Origin of the sequence: Bifidobacterium panos (assembly GCF_012932445.1) — a bacterium.
In the GTDB taxonomy this organism is placed as follows: domain Bacteria; phylum Actinomycetota; class Actinomycetes; order Actinomycetales; family Bifidobacteriaceae; genus Bifidobacterium; species Bifidobacterium panos.
Genome location: NZ_JAAIIJ010000006.1, coordinates 34,577 through 53,783, shown reverse-complemented (window position 1 = coordinate 53,783; position 19,207 = coordinate 34,577). Strand labels below are relative to the sequence as shown.

Here is a 19,207-nt window from a genome sequence, read left to right as displayed (position 1 = left end):
GAACCAGCCCCACGCCTCCCAGCCACCCGCGGTACAGACCCCGGGAAACCGACAGTTCCGCCGAAAACCCGCCCCCAGAAAAAAGACACGCCACGAAAACGGAAGACCCACAAAAGAGGAACAGTGCAACCCCGAAGCCCTCGACGCGGCAGAGACAGCGAGGCACAGATCGGCTACGCCAGAATGAACTAGGCGGATGTTGCCGTGTGAGACGTAAGACTTGGCCTACCGGCCCGGAGGGTGTCGAACACGGCAACATCCGCCGCAGACACCGGACCAGTCAAACACCACAGAAACTGAACGGAACACACTAAGAACGAAGACAACGAGCACCGCAACCCGGGGGAACGGAACGGCGGTGAAGCCCGCCGTCAAACGCAAAGAGCCGGTGCCCGAAGACACCGGCTCAACGTCTGAGTTTTAAGGGGCGGAATTGGAACCACCCACCGGATCAGGCCATCTCCCCTAAAAAGTCGTTGCGCACCGCCTCGAAACGGGAGAAGTCGCTATGCCTTACTCCGGCAACATCCATCATAGCCGATATTCGCGAGACCAAAACCGACCATCCGACAACAAGCCCAACGACATCGCCGACCAACCGCAACGCAGCCGAGCAAAGGCACAGAACACGCGCAACTTAGAAGAGGCAAGTTCGCCTCGAACCTTCAGATCCAGAGGGCGGCAGGAAAGCCCCCGCCGGCAAATGCAGAGAGCCGGTGCCCGAAAGCACCGGCTCAACGCCTAGTTTAAGGGGCGGATCTGGAACCACCCACCGGATCAGGCCATCTCCCCTAAAAAGTCGTTGCGCACCGCCTCGAAACGGGAGAAGTTGCGATGCCTTACTCCGGCAACATCCATCATAACCGATAGTATTAACTTTGTCGACGGAGGCCTTTTGCGAGACCGAAATCGACCGTCCGGCAACAGTCGGACGACGTTGCCGCGCCGGTCGCGGCGCGGCCAAGTTTAAGGATCGCATTATGCGTAATCTGGATGAGGGGCCGCGCGGCGGCTCGAATATCTGGCTTATGGCGGTTATCGTCATTTGCCTCGCGCCATCGGTGGATTCCATCATGGCCGACATCGTCGTAACGGCCTTGGCCGTATGGACGATGAGAAACAGTCGCCAGTAACGGCGCCTCCGGGGCTCGTCCACGCTCGCGCGGGCGAGCCCTTTTACATTCAACACCACCCCGCCAAGCGCTGCAACCACCACTAGAAACCGCCCTTAAAACAAACCCAGAACGATAGCAACGGACACTGCGACTCACAGCATGCAGGGAACGATTGCGCTGCGTCGGCGTAGATCTACAGAAGACACGGGACGGACTACCACCGCAAAATGACACCATCCGTTGATATTGATACGAAGAACCCTCTGGGCTCTTTGTCACTAGACCTTATGCAATTTTGTCACTAGACCTTATGCAATTTTGTCACTAGACCTTATGCAATTCTTTCAGTAGACTCTATGTAATTTTGTCAGTAGAAGTTATGTTATTCTTTCAGTAGACCTTATGTAATTTTGTCAGTAGGGCGGTGAAAAGCCAATGATTCCAAGGCAACTCGAGGCAACCGTCAACAGGCTCGCAAAAGGGCTCCCGGTAATCACCATCACCGGCCCGCGCCAAAGCGGAAAAACCACGCTCGCAAGAGAGACGTTCAGCGATCACGAATACGTCTCGCTTGAGAACCCCGACAACCAGCAGCTCGCCACCGTCGACCCGCACGCCTTTCTGAACCTGCACAGCGGCCCCACCATCTTCGACGAAGCCCAGCGAATCCCGACGCTGTTCTCCTATCTGCAGGAAACCGTCGACCGCACCAACACCCCCGGCCAATACGTGCTCACGGGGTCACAAAACTTCCTGCTGCTGAAAAGCATCTCCCAAACCCTCGCCGGAAGGGTGGGCGTCACCTATCTGCTCCCCCTGTCGTATCGCGAACTGCCGAACGCGAGCCTCCGCCCCAGCAGCATCGAGGATTTCATCGTCAAAGGCGGCTACCCGAGGCTGTATTCCAGCGAATTGAGGGCCTCCGACTTTTACGCAAGCTACCTGCGCACCTACGTCGAACGGGACGTCAGGGACGAGCTGGGCGTGCGCAAAATAGCCGATTTCAGAAAATACCTGACCTTGTGCGCCACGCGCATCGGCAACATATTCTCGGACAGCACCCTCGCCTCCGAAAGCAAGATTAGCGCAAACACCGCGAGCGCCTGGCTGTCGATTCTCGAGTCGAGCTTCATCACCTTCCGACTGCAGCCGTATTACAAAAATTATGGCAAAAGGCTTGTCAAGACGCCGAAAATCTATTTTCACGACACCGGGCTGGCAAGCCATCTGCTTCATGTCAGGAGCGGCGAGCAGCTGTTGCGCAATGGCGAGTTGCGCGGGCGATTCTTCGAGAATCTGGTGGTCTCGGAAATCGTCAAGCAGTATTACGCGCGAGGGGACGAACCTCGGCTCTATTATTGGCGCGACAGCAATGGCAAGGAGATTGATCTGATTATCGAACAGGCGGATCGGATTCGATATGCCGTTGAGATCAAGGCTTCGCGGACGCGCGATGTTCACGCGTTCGACACCATGTGTTCCCTCGCGCAGGATATGGGGCTTGAGCCTGAGCAGAGAATCGTGGTTTACGGGGGTGACGAGGCCGTGCAGACCAAGCTGGGGCGCTTTATTGGCTTGCAGCATGTGAACGAGCTTGTGGACTAGGGTGCGCTGGGTCGGGTCAGTCATGTGGCAGAACGGATGCGAACGAGCGCCGCTAGCGGGGGGTGCTAGTGGCGCTCGTTGCTACAGACGGCGTGCTTGGCTGTTTGCTAGGGTCGACGCATGCCCAGCGCGTCGGCGATCGCGTTGGCCGTGGGTGCGTTCACCGCATTCGGGCCGCCAACCACGTAGGCTTTGGACACCTTGTTCTTGAACCTGGCCGAATGCTGGACAGCCGAGTCCCGCGGGCCGGACACGAGCAGAACCGGAGCCTTGTTGCGACCAGCCAAGGGGCCGGCCACCAACGCGTCGGGGAAATTAGCGCCCGTGGCATACACCGCGCCGTTCATGTTCAAGCCGTTGCTTTGCGCCCACTGAGCCAAGAGTGTGCTCGTGCGGTAACGATCGGCACCACCCAAACGCGTCGCCTTCGGCAGGCCAGTCAGATGCTTGGAAGACACGGCCTGCTCGCCGCCGACAACCAGCACGTGCTTGAACTTCTTGAGCGCCGCGCGCTGGTGGGAGGTCAGCCCACCGTCCGGATTGCACAGGAACACCGGCGCCTTGCCAGCGTAGGCATACGAACTGACGCTCAACGCATCCGCGTAATTCGAGCCCGTGGCCACCACCGCCGTGGAACCCCACGAACGGCCGCCGCGCTGGTACAGCTGGTATGACGTGCCGTAGCGATCGGCACCACCCAAGCGCTCCACGGCAAGCGCGTAATCCCTCAGCCGGAGCTGCACACGCTGGGAAATCGCGCTCGTGCCGCCCACAATTACAATGCGCTTCGGGCGCAAACGCTTCAGCAGCGAGACCGCCTGCGGGGAGAGGGAGTCGGGCGCGGTCAGCACAACCGGCGCATCCAGCACGCCCGACAGGCCCGAAGCCGCCAAGGCGTCAGGGTAGTTCTCGCCGCTGGCCACAAGCACCGTATGCGCGGTCTTCGGATAGGCTTCCGAGACAATCTTGGCCATCGTTTCGTAGCGATCGGCACCACCCAAGCGCTTCAGCTGGGCCGCCGAAACGCGCGTCCAATGGGCCTTGAGCTTCACGTCTTTGCTGTTTGCGGAAACGGCGCTGAGCCTCCTGCCATTCGCGTCATACCAGCCGGCGAATGTGTAGCCGCTCTTCGTGGGCGTCGGCAGCTTTACTTCCTGGCCGTACTTGCGAGAAGTCGGCGCCCCGGCGGAAAGCTTGCCGCCGTCCAGATCGTACTTGATCGAATATGTGTTGGGCGTCCAGCGCGCGTACAGGGTGACCGTTTCGTTGGCGGACTTAGCCAAGTTGATCACCGGCTGGCGGTCGCGGTAAGGCGTGCCGGAACCGTTGGCGAGGGTATTCCAGCCGCCGAACGCGTACCCATCGCGGGTGAACTTGTTCGCCGCCAACATCATCCCGGCACCGGAAGTGAGCGACTGTTCGGGCATGGCGCCAGTGCCGCCGTTCGGATTGAACTTCACCTTGTAGGTGTACGTCGTAGTTGTGCTGTTGCGCCTGTAGTTGGGTTCGTATGTGCCTGCATAAGCGGGAATGCCGAACGGCGAATTGTATACCGCGCGAGTCTTGCTATTCTCCCACTTGTTCGTAGCTGTATGACCAGTTTTCGAGGGCGAATACGGTGCGCCGAGACCAAGCTGGCCCGGCTGATGCTTGAACTTCGAGCCCAATGTCAGCCGTTGCAATTTAACGAGCTTCCCAAGGGCATCTTTCGTATCCGTCACCTTCGTCGTATCGAAATTCGACAAGTCGAGAGTGGGCAATGCGCGGCAATCAAAGAACATGCCGTCGATGCGGGTCACATTCGGCGTCTTGAAATTCGACACATTGAGGATCTCCAATAAATGGCAGTCCCGGAACATATTGGCCATGTCCATCACATTCGTCGTATCGAATTTTGACACATCAAGAATAGTCAGCAATTTACAACCCCGGAACATATTGGCCATGCTTTTCACATTCGTCGTCTTGAAATTCGTCACATCAAGAGATTTCAGAAGATTGCAATCAAGGAACATGCCCTGCATGTCCGTCACCTTCGTCGTATCGAATTTCGACACATCAAGGGTGGCCAATGAGCGGCAATCTCTGAACATTTCCGCCATGTCCGTCACTTTCGACGTATCAACTCTTTCGAGGCCGATGACGGTGGTGAGGGACGTCCAGCCGGCGAACAGCTTCCTTGAGTCCGCTGGGAAACGGATTCCCCCTTCATTGGCACTATAATCCACATCCCATTTGCCACCGTTAAGCGTCGCGCAACCCATAATTGAAAAATCCCCTTTCTCACCCGCATTCCAACAACGCGTATTTTTATTTGAGGGGAAGGGAGAGGTGTCAGACGACTCGATGAAGGTAAGCGACCTGATCAGGCTCTTATCGATACTGGAATCAAGCGAAGCACCTGATGCGTCGGCTTTCAGCGTGTCCCAATTGGAGACATTCCTAACGACGGGGGGATCGGCCGCCTGGGCCTGATTGGTGGTGGTCATGGGGCAAATCACAGCCGTCACTGCCGCGATCAACAACACAATCAGCAGGCGAGCCACCATGCCGCGCCGCTGCAAAAATACCTTGATAGGTGCGTGTTTCATCTATCAACTCCTTTACTGTTTCCGGTATTTATCCGGAAATGCAGTATCGGAAAAGAACGCGCGAACCAGTAAACCCCGTGAAATGAAAAGACTTCCCCCATACCCCCTATGAGCCCCGCGGCACCACCCGGGAAAGGCGCACAGATACCCCGCAAACACCCCGATGGCGTCGACGACCATACCCCCTGTGGCAGAACGGGTATGCTGAGGGGTGAAATGAGACCCTCCGGCGTGTCGCGAGCCTTGGAAAGACCGGGGAATCGGCACGAGGGGGGTGTCGGCGGGCGGGCACCGAGAGGCTATCGAGCAGCAATCGAGCAGCCGCCGAAGACTGCCGAGCGGCCGCCGGAAATCAGTAAATGCGCTTGGGCTGGAAGCCCTCTTCCTTCAACGCCTCCAAGACGCGCTCGATGTGATCGGGGCCGTTGGTTTCGACGGTGACGCCGAGGGAGACCGAGTTCGTGTAGTGCGCGGAAGCCTTGAATTGGTCGTGGTCGAGCGCAATGACGTTGGCGCGTTCGCGGGCGAGCAGCGTGGCCACCTTGACCAACTGGCCGGGAGTGTCGGGCAACTCGACCTCGAAATTCATGATGCGACCGCGGGCGATCATGCCCTTCTGGATGACCGCACCCATCGTGACGGTGTCGATGTTGCCGCCGGACATGATCGGCACCACCACATGCGGTTCGGTTGCGGCGGCGAACTTGCGCGAGCGCAGGTTCAGATGTTCGAGCGCGGCCAGGGAGACCGCGCCGGCGGCCTCGACGACGAGCTTGTGCTTTTCGAGCATGAGCAGGATCATCTCGTTGATGTCGCGCTCGGTGACGGTGACCAGATCGTCCAGGAACTCGTTGAGCAGTGCGAACGTCAAGTCGCCCGGATGCTTGACGGCCACGCCCTCGGCGGAGGTGATCACCTGATCAGCCGGCACCACATGGCCAGCTGCAAACGAGCTCTTGAACGCAGGGCTGCCTTCGGGGATGGCGCCGATCACGCGCACTTCGGGCTTGAAGGTCTTGACGGCGAGCGCCACGCCCGCGCCCAGACCGCCGCCGCCCAGCGGCACGATGATGTCGGTGACGTTCGGCACATCTTCGAGGATCTCCATGGCGATGGTGCCCTGGCCGCACAGCACTTCGTAATCGTCGAAGGGCGGCACGTAGATCATGCCTTCCTTTTCGCTCAGTTCGGCGGCGTGCGCGGCGGCCTCGTCGAACACATCGCCCCAGAGCACCACGTCGGCGCCGTAGGCCTTGGTGGCGTCCACTTTGAGCGGCGGGGTCATGGTGGGCATGCAGATGGTGGCTTTCGCGCCGCGCTCACGGGCGGCGTAGGCCACGCCTTGCGCGTGGTTGCCGGCGGAGGCGGTGACGATGCCGCGGGAAAGTTCTTCCTTGGTCAGGGATGCGATTTTGTTGTAGGCACCGCGGATCTTGAAGGAGCCGGTGACCTGCAGGTTTTCGGGCTTGAGCAGAATCTCGTGGCCGGTCATGTCGCTCAACACAGGAGAGGCGATGATCTCGGTGTGACGAGCCGTGCCTTTCAAACGTTCGACGGCAAGTTTCAGTTCCGCTGCATGGTCGCGCCGCAGTGCTTTCAATACATCCTTTTGTTCCATAAGGCGCATTCTAGGTGAGCCGCGCGTCATTGCACGCAAGCCCCCCTCGTTTATGGACGGCGCTAGTTCGGCGCTAGTCCTTTGGGGTGATGCCTCCGTTCAACGTCACGAATCTGCGTGTCGACTTTGGTCATGACCGGCCACCGCCTTTGCGCTTTCGCGCGGCCTCAACGTCTTCGAGAGTTTCGTAATATGGATTCGCGAACAGACTGGCGAAATCAGCCTCGCAACCCAAAGCAAACGCGATGTTGACCAGCGACGTCAGCGATATCTCATGAATCTGCTCAAAACGACGTATGGAGCCAAGGCTCACGTTGGAGGCTTTGGCCAGCTGTGGCTGACTCATGTGATGCTCCTTGCGCCGTTGCACCATGCGTTCGGCGATCGCCTTGGTGACATCGCCTGGCAGCGGCTCGTCAAGTAAGAAATGCATACCAATATATTAGCAATTACTGCCCATTTTGCGCAAAATTGTTAATATATTGGTAGTTTTAGAGACTGCAAAAGCGGCGGAGGGGGCGCGAGCTCCGGGCTCATATTCGTCTGTTCACGGCGGTATCGTGTAGATTTAGGCATATTCACACGGCGGCATCGTGTAAAATAGAGCATATCCACACGGCGGCATCGTGTAGTGCGAGGTAACATGTTCAAACGCAAAATCCTGAAAGACCTTGAAAATTGGCGGAATAACTCAGACGGACGCACTGCGGCGCTCATCGAGGGCGCTCGTCGCATCGGCAAGAGCACCGCCGTCAAAGCATTTGGCGAAAGCGCATACAAATCGTATATTCTCGTGGATTTCTCACAGGCTCCAAACAGCGTGCTTGACATCTTCAACACCCAGCGCGACGATCTGGACACGTTTTTCATGATGCTGTCCACGTATTACCGCACCAAACTGCACGAACGCCACTCCCTCATCATCTTCGACGAAGTGCAACTCCACCCGCCCGCGCGCGAAATGATCAAGCACCTCGTGGCCGACGGACGCTTCGACTATATCGAAACCGGCTCGCTCATCTCCATCAAGCGCAACGTCCAAGACATCCTCATTCCGTCGGAAGAACGCAAGATGGAAATGGGGCCGATGGATTTCGAGGAGTTCTGCTGGGCGATGGGCGAAGAGCTGCTCTACGAGGCGATAGAGCAGGCATTCGACAGCCTCACCCCCCTGCCCGACGCACTGCACAAACGCGCCATGCGTCTGTGGCGCGAATACGTGCTGGTGGGCGGCATGCCCCAAGCCGTATCGGAATACGTCAACAGCCGCGATTTCGGGCAGGTCGACGTCATCAAACGCGACATCCTCAGCCTTTATGCCGACGATATCGGCAAGTTCGCAAACGGCGACGCGGGCAGGGTGCGCAACATCTTCGCGCAAGTTCCAGCCCAACTGTTCAAGCACGAGCGCAAATTCGCCTTGGCCTCGCTCGGCAAGGACGCCCGCATGCGCGAGTACGACGCCGCCTTCTTCTGGCTTGACGACGCGCGGCTGGTCAACCTGTGCCGCAACGCCACCGACCCCACCGTGGGGCTGGGGCTCTACGAGGACAATTCGTCGTTCAAATGCTACATGGGCGACACGGGGCTGCTGGTCGCCCAGACCTTCGCGGACCGCAAGGCCACTCCCGACGAGGTGTATCGCAACATCCTGTTCGACAACATCGGCGTCAACGAGGGCATGCTCATGGAAAACGCGGTCGCCCAGCAACTTCGAGCGGCGGGGCACCGGCTGCTGTTTTTCTCGCGGTACGCTAGGGGCGAGGCCGCGCGCACCATGGAAATCGATTTTCTGATCGTGCGCGAATATGACAATGCCGCGATGAAACCGCGCGTGAGTCCCGTGGAGGTCAAATCGACCAAACGATACGGCACGTCGTCGCTGAACAAGTTTCGCTCCCTGTACGGCTCGCGACTGGGAAAGCAATACATCCTGCACCCGCGCCAGCTTGCCGCGGAAGGCGACCTCGTGCGCGCGCCGCTATATATGAGCCGATGCCTGTAACCATTGGCATCACTGTCATTTCGAGCGGGGCGAACGCAAGTGAGCGCAGACGAGAAATCTTAGGGCGCAGAGGTGGGCGTTGCCGTCGCGCTTCGCGCGAAGATTCCTCGACTTCGCTCGGAATGACAGGAAACGGGTGCGGGCTTCGCCCGGAATAACAAGGGACGGGGTGAGGGCGGGTGGTCACAGGGTTTTGTCATTCCGAGCGAAGCGAACGCAAGTGAGCACAGTCGAGAAATCTTGGGGGCGCAGAGGTTGGCTATAGCTGGATGACGATGCCTTCCCAAGCTTCGAGCTTGCCCTTGGACAGCGAAGCGGCGGCCAGGGATGCGCCTTGGGTGGCAATGACGATGTGCGATTCGTCCGCTTCAGCCGCACCGAGCAGGGCGGCGGATTCGGCGGGAATGCGCACGCAATCGCCGGAAACATTGACCATCACCAGCAGCGTGATGCCATCGAGCGTGCGGGTGAAAGCGTATACGCGCTCGTCGGTGCCGTCCACCAAACGCCAGTCACCGGCGGCGACAACGGGATTGTCATGCCGCAACGCAATCAACCGCTTATAAAAGGCATATACGGAATCGGGATCGTCAACCTCGGCGGCCGCGTTGATCTCAGCATGATTCGGATTCACGTCAATCCACGGCTCACCCGGCGCATCAGCAGCCATGAAACCCGCACGAGCGGAAGCGTCCCACTGCATTGGGGTGCGCGAATTATCACGGCCTATCAGGGCGAGGGCGGCCATCATCGATTCGCAAGATTGGATCTTCGCCTCCTCGACGCGCTGGCGATACGCGTTGAGCGCCTCCAAGTCGCGGTATTGGCTCAGGGAGGTGAAATGGGCGCTGGTCATGCCGAGTTCTTCACCTTGGTAGATGTAGGGCGTGCCGCGATGCAGGTGCAGCAGCAGGGCGAACGCCTTGGCGGAGGCGACACGCGTCTGCTCGCTCGAATCGTCGCCCCAGCGCGAGACGACACGCGGCTGGTCATGATTGCAGAAAAACAGGCTGGCCCAGCCAGCTTTCGCCACGGCTTGCTGCTGTTCGGCCATCTCGCGGCGCAGGTTGGCCACCTTGAACGGCACCACATCCCATTTGGAGGTCGGCTCCTGATCGACGCCCACATGGTTGAACTGGAAAAGCATGTCCAGCTCGCCGTTGGCCGGGTCGGTGATGTGCTCGTTGCGCGGCGGCGTGACGCCAGGCGCCTCGCCCACGTTCATATAACCCTCGCGCCCCTCGAACACTTCGCGGCGCATTTCCGCCAAAAACTCGTCCACACGCGGCCCGTCGGAGCAGAAGGGGAACGGGCTGGAATAGCCCTCGGGGCCAACCGGGTTGTCGGCGATGGTGGAACCAGGTTCGCCCGGAAGTCTGCCATCGGCGTCAACCACTTTGGAAATCTGGGTGATCACGTCCATGCGGAAGCCGTCGATGCCGCGATCCATCCACCAATTCATCATCTTGTAGACGGCCTTGCGCACCTCGGGGTTCTCCCAGTTGAGATCTGGCTGCTTTTTGGAGTATTGGTGCAGGAAGTATTCGCCGCGCTCAGGGCAGTATTCCCACACGGAGCCGCCGAAATAGGAACCCCACCGGTTCGGTTCGGCACCCGGCGTGCCCGGCTCGTGGCCTTCGCGGGCGGGCCTCCACCAATACCAGTCGGCGTGCGGGTCGTTCTTGTCTTTCGACGCCTCGAACCAAGCGTGCTCGTCGGAAGTGTGGTTGACCACCAAATCCATCACGATTTTCAAACCCCGCTTGTGCGCTTCGGCGAGCAACTCGTCCATGTCGTCCAGCGTGCCGAAGAGCGGGTCGATGTCCTGATAATCGGCAATATCATAGCCATTGTCGTCCTGAGGTGACTTGTACACAGGAGAGAGCCACAGCACATCCACACCGAGGTCGGCCAGATAGTCGAGACGGCTGGTGATGCCTTTGAGATCGCCGATGCCGTCGGCGTTGGTGTCTTGGAATGAACGCGGGTAAATCTGATACACCACCGCGTTCGCCCACCACGGATTCGGGGTGGCACCGTTGGTACGGATGGAATTGTCAAGTACAGTGCGTTGTGCGGTGGTCATGGCCCACCTCTTCCTTTCCATTGAAATAAACCACAGTATTCGATGCCGCAAGTAATACCCACTCAAGAATTATTCTTCGGCATTGGCAACTGCTGAAGGCAGACCATCCCATGCAGCATTGAGAGCCAACAGGGACGGTCTGCCGAATGTTCACTTAACAGCGCCCCTCATCACGCCACCAATCACCCACTTCTGTGCGAAGAGGTAGACGATGACGACCGGAGCCATAGCCATCAGGTAGCTGGAGAACGCCATCGGATAGTTGGTGGCGAACTGAGAGCTGAAGACATACTGCGCGAGCGGAATCGTCTGATTCGACTGGTCGGTCAGGACGATGAGCGGCAACAGGAAGTCGTTCCATGCCCACAGGCAGGTGAGGATGGCAATGGTCGAATTGATGGGAGACATCAGCGGGAACACGATTTTCCAGAAGATGCGCCATGTGCTCGCGCCGTCAATGCGAGCGGCCTCTTCCAGCGAGACCGGAATCGCACGGATGAAGCCCGTGGCAATGAACAGGTTCGTTCCCAGACCCAAAATCATGTACAGGATGATCAGTCCAAGCTGATTGTCCAGATGCAGGGCGCCCATCTGCTTGGCAATCGGCAGCATGACGACGGGGAACGGCACGAACATGGCGGCAATGAAGAAGTAATACAGGAAACGGAAGAATCTCTTGTCCATATTCCTCGCCACGGCGTATGCCACGAACGTGTTGGTCAGCAAGGTCGCCACCACCGCGGCAACGGTGATGATGGCCGAGTTGAGGGCGGCCTTGGGGTAATCGACCTTGGCTGAGGCGGCGGCGAAATTACCCCATTGCCAACTGGTCGGCAATGCGAAGGTACCCGCTTCGGCCGGGGTTTTCAGCGCGGTGACAATCGTAAAATACAGCGGCACCAGCACCGTCAGTGACATCACGGCAACCGCGGCGGTGAGCCACCAATTGATCTTGCGGTCGCGGCGATACTTGACGGTATTGGCCGAATTGGCAGCGGGACTGGAAATAACGGATGAAGATGTTGCAGTGCTCATGATTCTTTCCCCTCGATTCAGATCTTTTCCTGGCTGCTGGAGATTTTCAGCTGAATGAACGCGATAATCGCCAGAACGATGAAGAACAGCACGGCGTTGGCGGTTTGGTAAGCGTATTCGCCGCCCGTCAGGCCGCCCTTCCAGATGAGGTAGGTGACGGTTTCCGTCTTGGAATTCGGCCCACCATCCGTCAAAGCCACCACCTGGTCGAAGGTGCCCAGGGCGTTCTTCATACTCAACACGAGATTGATGGTGAAGAACGGGCCAATCAGGGGGAACGTGATCTTCCAGAACTTTTGCCAAGCGTTCACGCCGTCGATGGCGGCGGCCTCGTAAATCTCATCGTCGATGGTCTGCAGACCGGCCAAGTAGATGAGCACCGAATAGGCGACGCCCTGCCACACGGCAAGGAAGACAATCGGCACCCATGAATATTGCTCGGAGGTAATCAACGATTCGGACAACCATCCAATGCCCAAAGCCTTGCCCAAGGCCGGTATCGGGTTCATGAAGATGTATTTGAACACGTAGCCGATCACCAGCACGGACAGCGTATAGGGAATGAAGAAAATCGCCCTGAAGCCGTTCTTGAATGCGATTTTGCCATTCAACACAACGGCCAGGAACATGGCGATTATGTTGATGAGCACAGTGATCAGGATGGCAATGAAGAACGAGAACACATAGGCGTTACCCACTCTGCTGTCTTGGAACAGCGCGAAGTAGTTCTTCAAACCCACCCATTTGTAGGTGCCATAACCCTGCGAGTTGGTGAAGGAATACTTCACGCCTTGCAGGAACGGCAGATACAGGAAGCATGCGAAAAGAATCGCGGCCGGCACGACCATCCAGTAGTAGGCAGGATCGACCTTGCGCTTGGAGAAGACGGATGCGCGCCTCTTGGCCGCGTGTGCGTTCACAGATGATGACATAATGGTGCTCCTTTCCCTCTCACTCGAAAGTCCTGGCTTGGACCTTATCCCATTCGGTCTGCATCGAACTGACGAACCTGTCGACATCGCCGCTGGTCACCATCGTCTGCAGATAGCCGCCGATATTGATGGACGAGGGGATGTAGTGGTCGCAGAAATCGGCCACGCGGTTCTCTTTGAAGAACGAGCGCACGGTTTCCAGCGCCTCGTTGCCGAAGTGGGTGTTCTTCAATGGGGTGATGGCCGATTGCGCATCAGCGTATTCGTTGAGCTTCTCTTCGCTCATCAGAAACTCGATGAACTTGAGCGCTTCCTCCTTATGCTTGGTGTTCGCGCCCATAGTGATCATGACATCGTCGCCGGCGGTGAGAACCTGCTCATCGGCGTCATCGGTGGCCGGCATCTGTGCAAAACCGAGTTCGATATCGGGATTGACCAGCAGAATCTGCGGAATGGCGTAGGTGCCCAGCGGAATGATTGCCGCATCACCTTTGGCGAAGTTCTGGGTGCCCTGCTGATAGGTGATGCCTTTGTCGCCATCGGCGTATTCAAACAGCTTCACCTCTTTTTCGCACACTGCGCTCCAAATATCCTTGAACGAGACAGTGCCCTTTTTGAGCTCGGTGTATTTGCTTTCCGGGACCAGTGTGCCGGCGAGCGAAGCAAGCGGCGCTTGGGTGGTCCAAGCGTCGGCCACGGTCGCTTCCACTGGATTGATGCCCTGTTCGCGGAATTTCTCCAACATGGCAATGAACTCGCTCCAAGTGGTCGGCGGGTTTTGCGGATCGACACCGGCCTTGCGCCACAGCTCCTTGTTGTAGATATAGCCGGAAGCGTTGCCGGCGAATGGAAGGCCGTATAGACGCTTCTTGGACTGATCGGTGGTCTGCACCAAATTCTTGGCAATCTCGACCATGCCGGAGTTGAGCGTATCGACGATGTCTTCGTCGGTGAAATCATAGAACACGCCAGACGCCGCGAAATAACCGAAGCTGATGTCGCCGTTGAACGTGATGACATCCGGCACACGATTCTTCACGAAACGTGTGCGCAAATCAGTTTGGGCATTCGCCGAATTATTGATGTTGATGCGAATATTGGGGTTTTGACGTTCAAACTCCGCCGCCGCCTCTTTGAACCAGTCGGCGGCCTCGGATTTGAATTGGAAGAAATCCAAGGTCACCACATTGGAGTTGGCGCCGCATCCGGCAACACCCAATCCGACCGCCACCGCACAGACAACAGCCGCCGCGCGGCGAGCCATGCGCCTTGCAAGGCCATGCCCTGCGGTGCGGTGGTGGTGAGTCTGGGAATCTGTTCTCATAATCGACTCCTTCGTTCTCCTAGAGCGCAGCTCCATTACTGCACACATCGGTTTGTCCAAGATTAGGCAAGAGCTATTTATATTCCCATCCCCTGTGTGTCCAGCCCACACGGCAACTAAATATGAGCTATTTTATTCCTAAAGAAACAAATGGGTTTCGTCTGCGTTGTATTCGTTTGCGTTTGAGGAGAGCTTATGGCCGAACAGCCGACAACACCACAATGGTTTCCTGGCTCCGAATACACGCATCGGGCGTTGCGGGCGATAGCGAAATACGGGCCCATTGCGCGCGTCACACTGGCGCAGATACTGGGGTTGTCGCAGGGGGCGCTGTCACGCATCACCAGCGATCTCATCCATGCCGGAGCCGTCGAAGAGATGCCGTCAAGTGCCGAAGAGCGCGGCAAGTTGCCATTCGGATTTGTACCGAAGGAAAATTCAGACAAACGCGGACGGCCTCAAACTGCGTTGCGACTGTGCGCAGAGAAGCGCACGTTCATTGGCGCTAATATTCACGGCACCGATGTGACGGTGGTGCAGGTGGATGCGTTGTGCCGTCCACTCGCCCCATGCGTCACCGTCCCGCTGACTTCGACGGACCCCGAAGAGGTGGCGCGGCAGGTCAGCAACGTTGTGCCATCCTGCATCAGCAAGAGCCACCCTGCGCCCACATCATTGGCCATCAGCATCGGAGGGCATGTGGATGATGGCAGGTTCGTGACCTTCGCCCCGTTCCTGCATTGGGATGGGTGCGTCAATTTCGCCGATCTGCTTGAGACGCACACCGGATTGCACAGTGCGGTGTTCAACGATTTGGATTCGCTGCTCTTGCACGAAAGCTGGTTCGGCAATGCGGTGGGTATCGCGCGTTTTGCTGTACTGACCATTGGCTCGGGTGTGGGATATTCGCTGTCCGAAAACAGCGAGGCCATTGACTATCCTGACAAAAGTTACGGCATGGTGGGTCATGTGCTCATCGACCCAGAAGGGCCGCGTTGCGTCTCCGGACATATTGGCTGTTCGCAATGCCTCACTTCGGATTCGTTGGCTGAGGAGTATTCGAGCATCGTGGGGCATACGATGACCTTTGAGGAATTCGCCGCCGATTTGCGGGCAGGCAAGCCGCACGCACGCCGCCTCGGCGACCGTACCTGTTTTCGTCTTGGCGTGTTGATTTCCATTGTGGCCAATCTGGCCATGCCGACGAAGGTGCTCATCAGCGGCGAATCGTCGTTTATTGCCAAGTTGAACGTGGAATCCATTCGCAAAGGCATTGAATGGTACCGCCACAGCCGAGTTGCGCCGGTCGAATTCGAGATTCTCGATTTTCAGTGGTCACACTGGGCAGAGGCTGCGGCGGCTCGCGCAATTGCGCAATATATCGGCTAGACATTCACCTCTATGCTACGGCCATTCAACGTTGCGGCCATTTAACCTTGCGCAACAACTGTGAAAAGAACCGCTTGCGCCGGATGAAGCGCGGGCGGGCGGATGCCATACGTGGCAAGCGCGCAACCCGTCATTGTCACGCCGTCGGCATTCCACCAGTTCAGTTCGCTTTGACCGTTACCGATGCCCTCGAGATCACGACTGATACCCAGCGGCACCACCGTGTACACCGTGTTCGCATCAAGCCCAGGTAGGCGAATCGGTGCTGCCGGATAGGTCTGCGAGGTGGTGAGCTGGGTGAATCGGTAGACGGCTTGTTGCTTGTCAGGCGAAACCATCCCGTCCACACGCACCGACGGATCTGCGGCATCGGAATATACGCATGTGCCGATGGCGAAACCGTCACGATAGCGTTTGAACTCGGCCACCCATTCGGCCAATTTGTCGATGTCGGCTTGCGGCTCCTTGAGCAAATTCCATTCGATGCCCAGATGCCCGAAGAAAGCCGTGGCCATGCGCATCTCCTGTGTGGTGGCACGATGAGTGGAATGCGCCGGACTGGCACCCACATGCTCGCCGATCATCTCGGGCGGTACCAGCAGCGAAGTGTATCGCTGAATATCCGCACGCTCGACTGGGTCGACACAATCAGAAGCCCAGACGCGGTCGGCCACTTCGAGAATGCCGACATCCACACGCCCGCCACCAGAGGAACAGCTTTCGATTTCCAAACCTAGGTGTGCATCTTTCAAATCACGGAACATACGGTAGACGGCAAGCGTCTGTTCATGCACAGCCGGGCGACCGGTGCGCGGCGAGATGGCTTCGGTGACGTATTTGTTGTGATCCCACTTGATGTAATCCACACCCAACTGGCCAACCAACTTGTTCATAGCGGTGTAGATATAGGTGTAAGCGCTCGGATTGCTCAAATCGAGCACCTGCTGAAAACGCCCTTGCATGGGCAGGCGGTTTGGTGTGGGTTGCAATACCCAATCCGGGTGAGCGCGGTAGACATCGGAATCGGGATTGATCATCTCAGGCTCGAACCATAAGCCGAATTCCATACCCTTGGCATGAACATAATCAGCCAGAGCCTTCAGGCTCTTTGGCCCGTCGGGCCAAGCGTCTTGGGAAACCTGCCAATCGCCCAAACCGGCATTGTCGTTACGACGAGCGCCAAACCAGCCGTCATCGACAACGAAACGCTCCACGCCGGTCTCGACCGCTTTGTCAGCAAGGGCGACCAGCGTATCGTAATCATGGTCGAAATAGACCGCCTCCCAAGTGTTGAGGATGACCGGGCGCGGCTTCGCCTTGATGCCCTGACGGTCACGCCAAACACGATGCACATTGCGAATATAAGCATGGAAGCGCGAGGCGACTTCATTGAGCCCTTCGCCGTAGGAGCCATAGAGCCAGGGTGTGGCGTATTCGTCGTTGTGCGCCAAGCTGACCTCTCCACCGAAGAGCACTTCGCCGCCACCGATGACACCAGTCGTATATGGCAGACGTTCAGCGGACAGCAGACTATTGCCGCTCCAACCGACATGGGTGGAATAGACGTTGCCACGGGTGAAACCGAAACCCGGCTCGCCCACAGACAGCAGCAATGTGGCATCAAAGTCGGGGCGACCGACCATCGAAGCCTTCTCAAAACGCCCCTGGGTGAACGGTTGTCGTTGCGCAGAACGCTCGCGTAGATGATGGCCCGTGGTGGTGAGGATTTCGCTGGCATCTGCCGGAACAGGGAAACCGAGCTCGATTCCGCCAACCTCAAGCATGTCTGCACCGGTATTGACAAGTCGTGCGCGCTGGCGAAGCAGACCGCTTGCATCGAGTTCGCAAACCCAGATGAGTTTCACGCCCTGCTCATGGTCTTCGGCGGTGACGGTGACGGCCAAAGCGGCTGGATCGTCGTCAACGGCGATATCGGTGACGGCGAATCTGCAGAACAATTCGACACCACCGTTGACACCACCGCCAACACCGCTGCGCCGGATTGACAGTCGGCTGGCTCCCGACCAGCTTTCCGACTGAGTGGGCAGAATGCTCGGCCAGGCGGTGTCATCGAGCGCGCCGGAAACACGTTGCGGGCGCTGGGCATCATAAAGCCCGAGCGCCGTTTCCGGGGCACTGAGCGGACGCCCCCAATGCACGAAGCGCGGCAGGGTATCACCGGCGAACGCGAGGGCGAAGGCCACATTCGCTTCGCTCTGTTCGGCGTAAGCCGCAGTCAGTGTGCTGCCATCGGCCGAAGTGCCGTGAAACAGTTCAATGCGCGTCATGATATTTCCCTTTCACGATCGGATGCGGTGTCACTGCCGATGCTAAGGACAGACGGTTTTCTTGGCAGTCTTACGGAGTGTCGGGACTCACTGCAAGTAAACAAGGCGATTGCACAGCGAACACGAGAAAATATTGCTGATATTTTCGCGATAGAGTGGGACGCGTGCGAGCGGTGTGCAAGTGGCGTGCTGTCGGCACGCGGCATATCACGAACGTGCCGACACGATAGCCGACACAATGCAGCCGACACAACAGCTGACAAAGCATATGCAATATATGCATTAAGGGGAAACGATGGGTGAGAGCCAAGAGACATCCGCACAAGAGACATCCGCAACTCACGGCAACGCAGACCACGGCAACGCAGATCACGGCGTGATCGTCATGGTCGTGGTCGGGCTGCTGTCCGGCATACTGTCCGGGCTGTTCGGCATCGGCGGCGGCACGGTGATCGTCCCCGCGCTGGTGTGGATCGGCTTGTCGCAGCGTCATGCGGCGGCGACTTCGCTATGTGCCATCGTTATCACCTCGATTTCCGGCGTGATTTCGTATGCGCACAGCGGCAATGTGGATTGGGTTGCGGCGCTGCTGCTCGCGTGCGGCATGATCGCCGGATCGCAAATCGGCAGTTGGCTGCTCTCGCGCCTGCCCGAGCTGCTGTTGCGGTGGGCGTACGCCGCGTTTTTGGTGTTCGTGATCGTCTCGCAACTGCTGTTCACGCCTTCACGCGATACGGCGATTCATATGAGCGTGACGGTGGGCGCGTTGCTGGTGGTGACTGGCGTATTCATCGGCATATTGGCCGGACTGCTGGGCATCGGCGGCGGCGCCATCGCCGTGCCGGCACTTTCGCTGTTGTTCGGCGCGTCTGATCTGATCGCGCGCGGCACCTCGCTGCTGGCCATGTTCCCCAGTTCCATCGCCGCGACCACAGCGAATTGGAAACGCAAGCTGGTGCATCTCAAGAACGGTCTGATCATCGGCGTATTGGCGGCGATCACCGCCCCTTTGGGCACGCTGCTGGCCAAGTCGCTCAGCCCGCGCATGGGGACGAATCTGTTTGCCTTGTATCTGTGCGTGCTGCTGGTGCGGTGCCTGTGGACGGCGCTGAAAATCACGCCGGGCGTTGACCGCGCTATCGCCAAGTGGCGCAAGAAGCGCTGAAACGCCCGGCAGAGATTCGACCGCGCCCGCCCGTCAGCAGACCTCAGCAGACCT

General features: G+C 58.2%; 13 protein-coding genes. 5 read left to right on the top strand and 8 right to left on the bottom strand.

From position 1 onward, the window contains the following. Positions 1-980 precede the first annotated feature (980 nt). Both G1C94_RS02795 and G1C94_RS02790 read left to right on the top strand, forming a co-directional pair. Positions 981-1,133 carry a hypothetical protein gene (locus tag G1C94_RS02795; RefSeq protein WP_172144430.1) on the top strand — a complete coding sequence of 51 codons (153 nt, stop codon included), beginning with the start codon at positions 981-983 and terminating at the stop codon, positions 1,131-1,133. Between the two features lie 417 nt (positions 1,134-1,550). Then, a complete protein-coding gene (locus G1C94_RS02790) occupies positions 1,551-2,720 on the top strand; it encodes an ATP-binding protein (protein ID WP_172144428.1) in 1,170 nt (389 codons plus the stop codon). Positions 2,721-2,827: 107 nt separating this feature from the next. On the opposite strand, the gene G1C94_RS02785 is transcribed toward G1C94_RS02790, so the two are convergent. The 3 genes from G1C94_RS02785 to G1C94_RS02775 form a co-directional block, all read right to left on the bottom strand. Further along, positions 2,828-5,311, bottom strand: coding sequence for a cell wall-binding repeat-containing protein (locus G1C94_RS02785; protein ID WP_172144426.1), 2,484 nt, complete (start codon positions 5,309-5,311; stop codon positions 2,828-2,830). Positions 5,312-5,663: 352 nt separating this feature from the next. Next, positions 5,664-6,929 carry a threonine ammonia-lyase gene (ilvA, locus tag G1C94_RS02780; RefSeq protein WP_172144425.1) on the bottom strand — a complete coding sequence of 422 codons (1,266 nt, stop codon included), beginning with the start codon at positions 6,927-6,929 and terminating at the stop codon, positions 5,664-5,666. 130 nt (positions 6,930-7,059) lie between these two features. Continuing rightward, positions 7,060-7,302, bottom strand: a complete 243-nt coding sequence (locus G1C94_RS02775; protein WP_335341206.1) for a helix-turn-helix domain-containing protein — start codon at positions 7,300-7,302, stop codon at positions 7,060-7,062. A gap of 270 nt (positions 7,303-7,572) precedes the next feature. On the opposite strand from G1C94_RS02775, the gene G1C94_RS02770 reads away from it, so the two are divergent. After that, positions 7,573-8,934, top strand: coding sequence for an ATP-binding protein (locus G1C94_RS02770; RefSeq protein WP_172144421.1), 1,362 nt, complete (start codon positions 7,573-7,575; stop codon positions 8,932-8,934). A 259-nt stretch (positions 8,935-9,193) separates the two neighbouring features. Here G1C94_RS02770 and G1C94_RS02765 read toward each other — a convergent pair whose 3' ends face one another. The 4 genes from G1C94_RS02765 to G1C94_RS02750 all read right to left on the bottom strand — a co-directional run bounded on the left by G1C94_RS02765 (position 9,194) and on the right by G1C94_RS02750 (position 14,311). Continuing rightward, on the bottom strand, positions 9,194-11,020 hold the full coding sequence (locus G1C94_RS02765) for an alpha-glucosidase (RefSeq protein ID WP_172144419.1): 1,827 nt from the start codon (positions 11,018-11,020) through the stop codon (positions 9,194-9,196). 150 nt (positions 11,021-11,170) lie between these two features. After that, entirely contained in the window at positions 11,171-12,055 is an 885-nt protein-coding gene (locus G1C94_RS02760) for a carbohydrate ABC transporter permease (RefSeq protein ID WP_172144417.1), read from the bottom strand. Between the two features lie 17 nt (positions 12,056-12,072). Then, positions 12,073-12,987, bottom strand: a complete 915-nt coding sequence (locus G1C94_RS02755) for a carbohydrate ABC transporter permease (protein ID WP_172144415.1) — start codon at positions 12,985-12,987, stop codon at positions 12,073-12,075. Between the two features lie 19 nt (positions 12,988-13,006). After that, positions 13,007-14,311, bottom strand: coding sequence for an ABC transporter substrate-binding protein (locus G1C94_RS02750; RefSeq protein ID WP_172144414.1), 1,305 nt, complete (start codon positions 14,309-14,311; stop codon positions 13,007-13,009). Between the two features lie 195 nt (positions 14,312-14,506). Between G1C94_RS02750 and G1C94_RS02745 the strand changes: the two genes are divergently transcribed. After that, positions 14,507-15,700 (top strand): ROK family transcriptional regulator, encoded by a 1,194-nt coding sequence (locus tag G1C94_RS02745; protein WP_172144413.1) that lies wholly within the window; start codon positions 14,507-14,509, stop codon positions 15,698-15,700. Between the two features lie 41 nt (positions 15,701-15,741). On the opposite strand, the gene G1C94_RS02740 is transcribed toward G1C94_RS02745, so the two are convergent. Next, the gene (locus G1C94_RS02740; protein ID WP_172144412.1) at positions 15,742-17,988 is read right to left on the bottom strand and encodes an alpha-galactosidase; all 2,247 of its coding nucleotides are present in this window, start codon (positions 17,986-17,988) and stop codon (positions 15,742-15,744) included. Positions 17,989-18,283: 295 nt separating this feature from the next. Here G1C94_RS02740 and G1C94_RS02735 point away from each other — a divergent pair, with 295 nt between their 5' ends. Next, a complete protein-coding gene (locus G1C94_RS02735) occupies positions 18,284-19,153 on the top strand; it encodes a sulfite exporter TauE/SafE family protein (protein WP_172144411.1) in 870 nt (289 codons plus the stop codon). The last annotated feature ends 54 nt before the right edge of the window (positions 19,154-19,207 follow it).

Bases quoted from the DNA above. Each gene is read 5' to 3' on its own strand.
- G1C94_RS02795 (WP_172144430.1), top strand. From the start codon at position 981: ATGCGTAATCTGGATGAGGGGCCGCGCGGCGGCTCGAATATCTGGCTT.
- G1C94_RS02790 (WP_172144428.1), top strand. From the start codon at position 1,551: ATGATTCCAAGGCAACTCGAGGCAACCGTCAACAGGCTCGCAAAAGGG.
- G1C94_RS02785 (WP_172144426.1), bottom strand. From the start codon at position 5,311: ATGAAACACGCACCTATCAAGGTATTTTTGCAGCGGCGCGGCATGGTG.
- ilvA (WP_172144425.1), bottom strand. From the start codon at position 6,929: ATGGAACAAAAGGATGTATTGAAAGCACTGCGGCGCGACCATGCAGCG.
- G1C94_RS02775 (WP_335341206.1), bottom strand. From the start codon at position 7,302: ATGGTGCAACGGCGCAAGGAGCATCACATGAGTCAGCCACAGCTGGCC.
- G1C94_RS02770 (WP_172144421.1), top strand. From the start codon at position 7,573: ATGTTCAAACGCAAAATCCTGAAAGACCTTGAAAATTGGCGGAATAAC.
- G1C94_RS02765 (WP_172144419.1), bottom strand. From the start codon at position 11,020: ATGACCACCGCACAACGCACTGTACTTGACAATTCCATCCGTACCAAC.
- G1C94_RS02760 (WP_172144417.1), bottom strand. From the start codon at position 12,055: ATGAGCACTGCAACATCTTCATCCGTTATTTCCAGTCCCGCTGCCAAT.
- G1C94_RS02755 (WP_172144415.1), bottom strand. From the start codon at position 12,987: ATGTCATCATCTGTGAACGCACACGCGGCCAAGAGGCGCGCATCCGTC.
- G1C94_RS02750 (WP_172144414.1), bottom strand. From the start codon at position 14,311: ATGAGAACAGATTCCCAGACTCACCACCACCGCACCGCAGGGCATGGC.
- G1C94_RS02745 (WP_172144413.1), top strand. From the start codon at position 14,507: ATGGCCGAACAGCCGACAACACCACAATGGTTTCCTGGCTCCGAATAC.
- G1C94_RS02740 (WP_172144412.1), bottom strand. From the start codon at position 17,988: ATGACGCGCATTGAACTGTTTCACGGCACTTCGGCCGATGGCAGCACA.
- G1C94_RS02735 (WP_172144411.1), top strand. From the start codon at position 18,284: ATGGGTGAGAGCCAAGAGACATCCGCACAAGAGACATCCGCAACTCAC.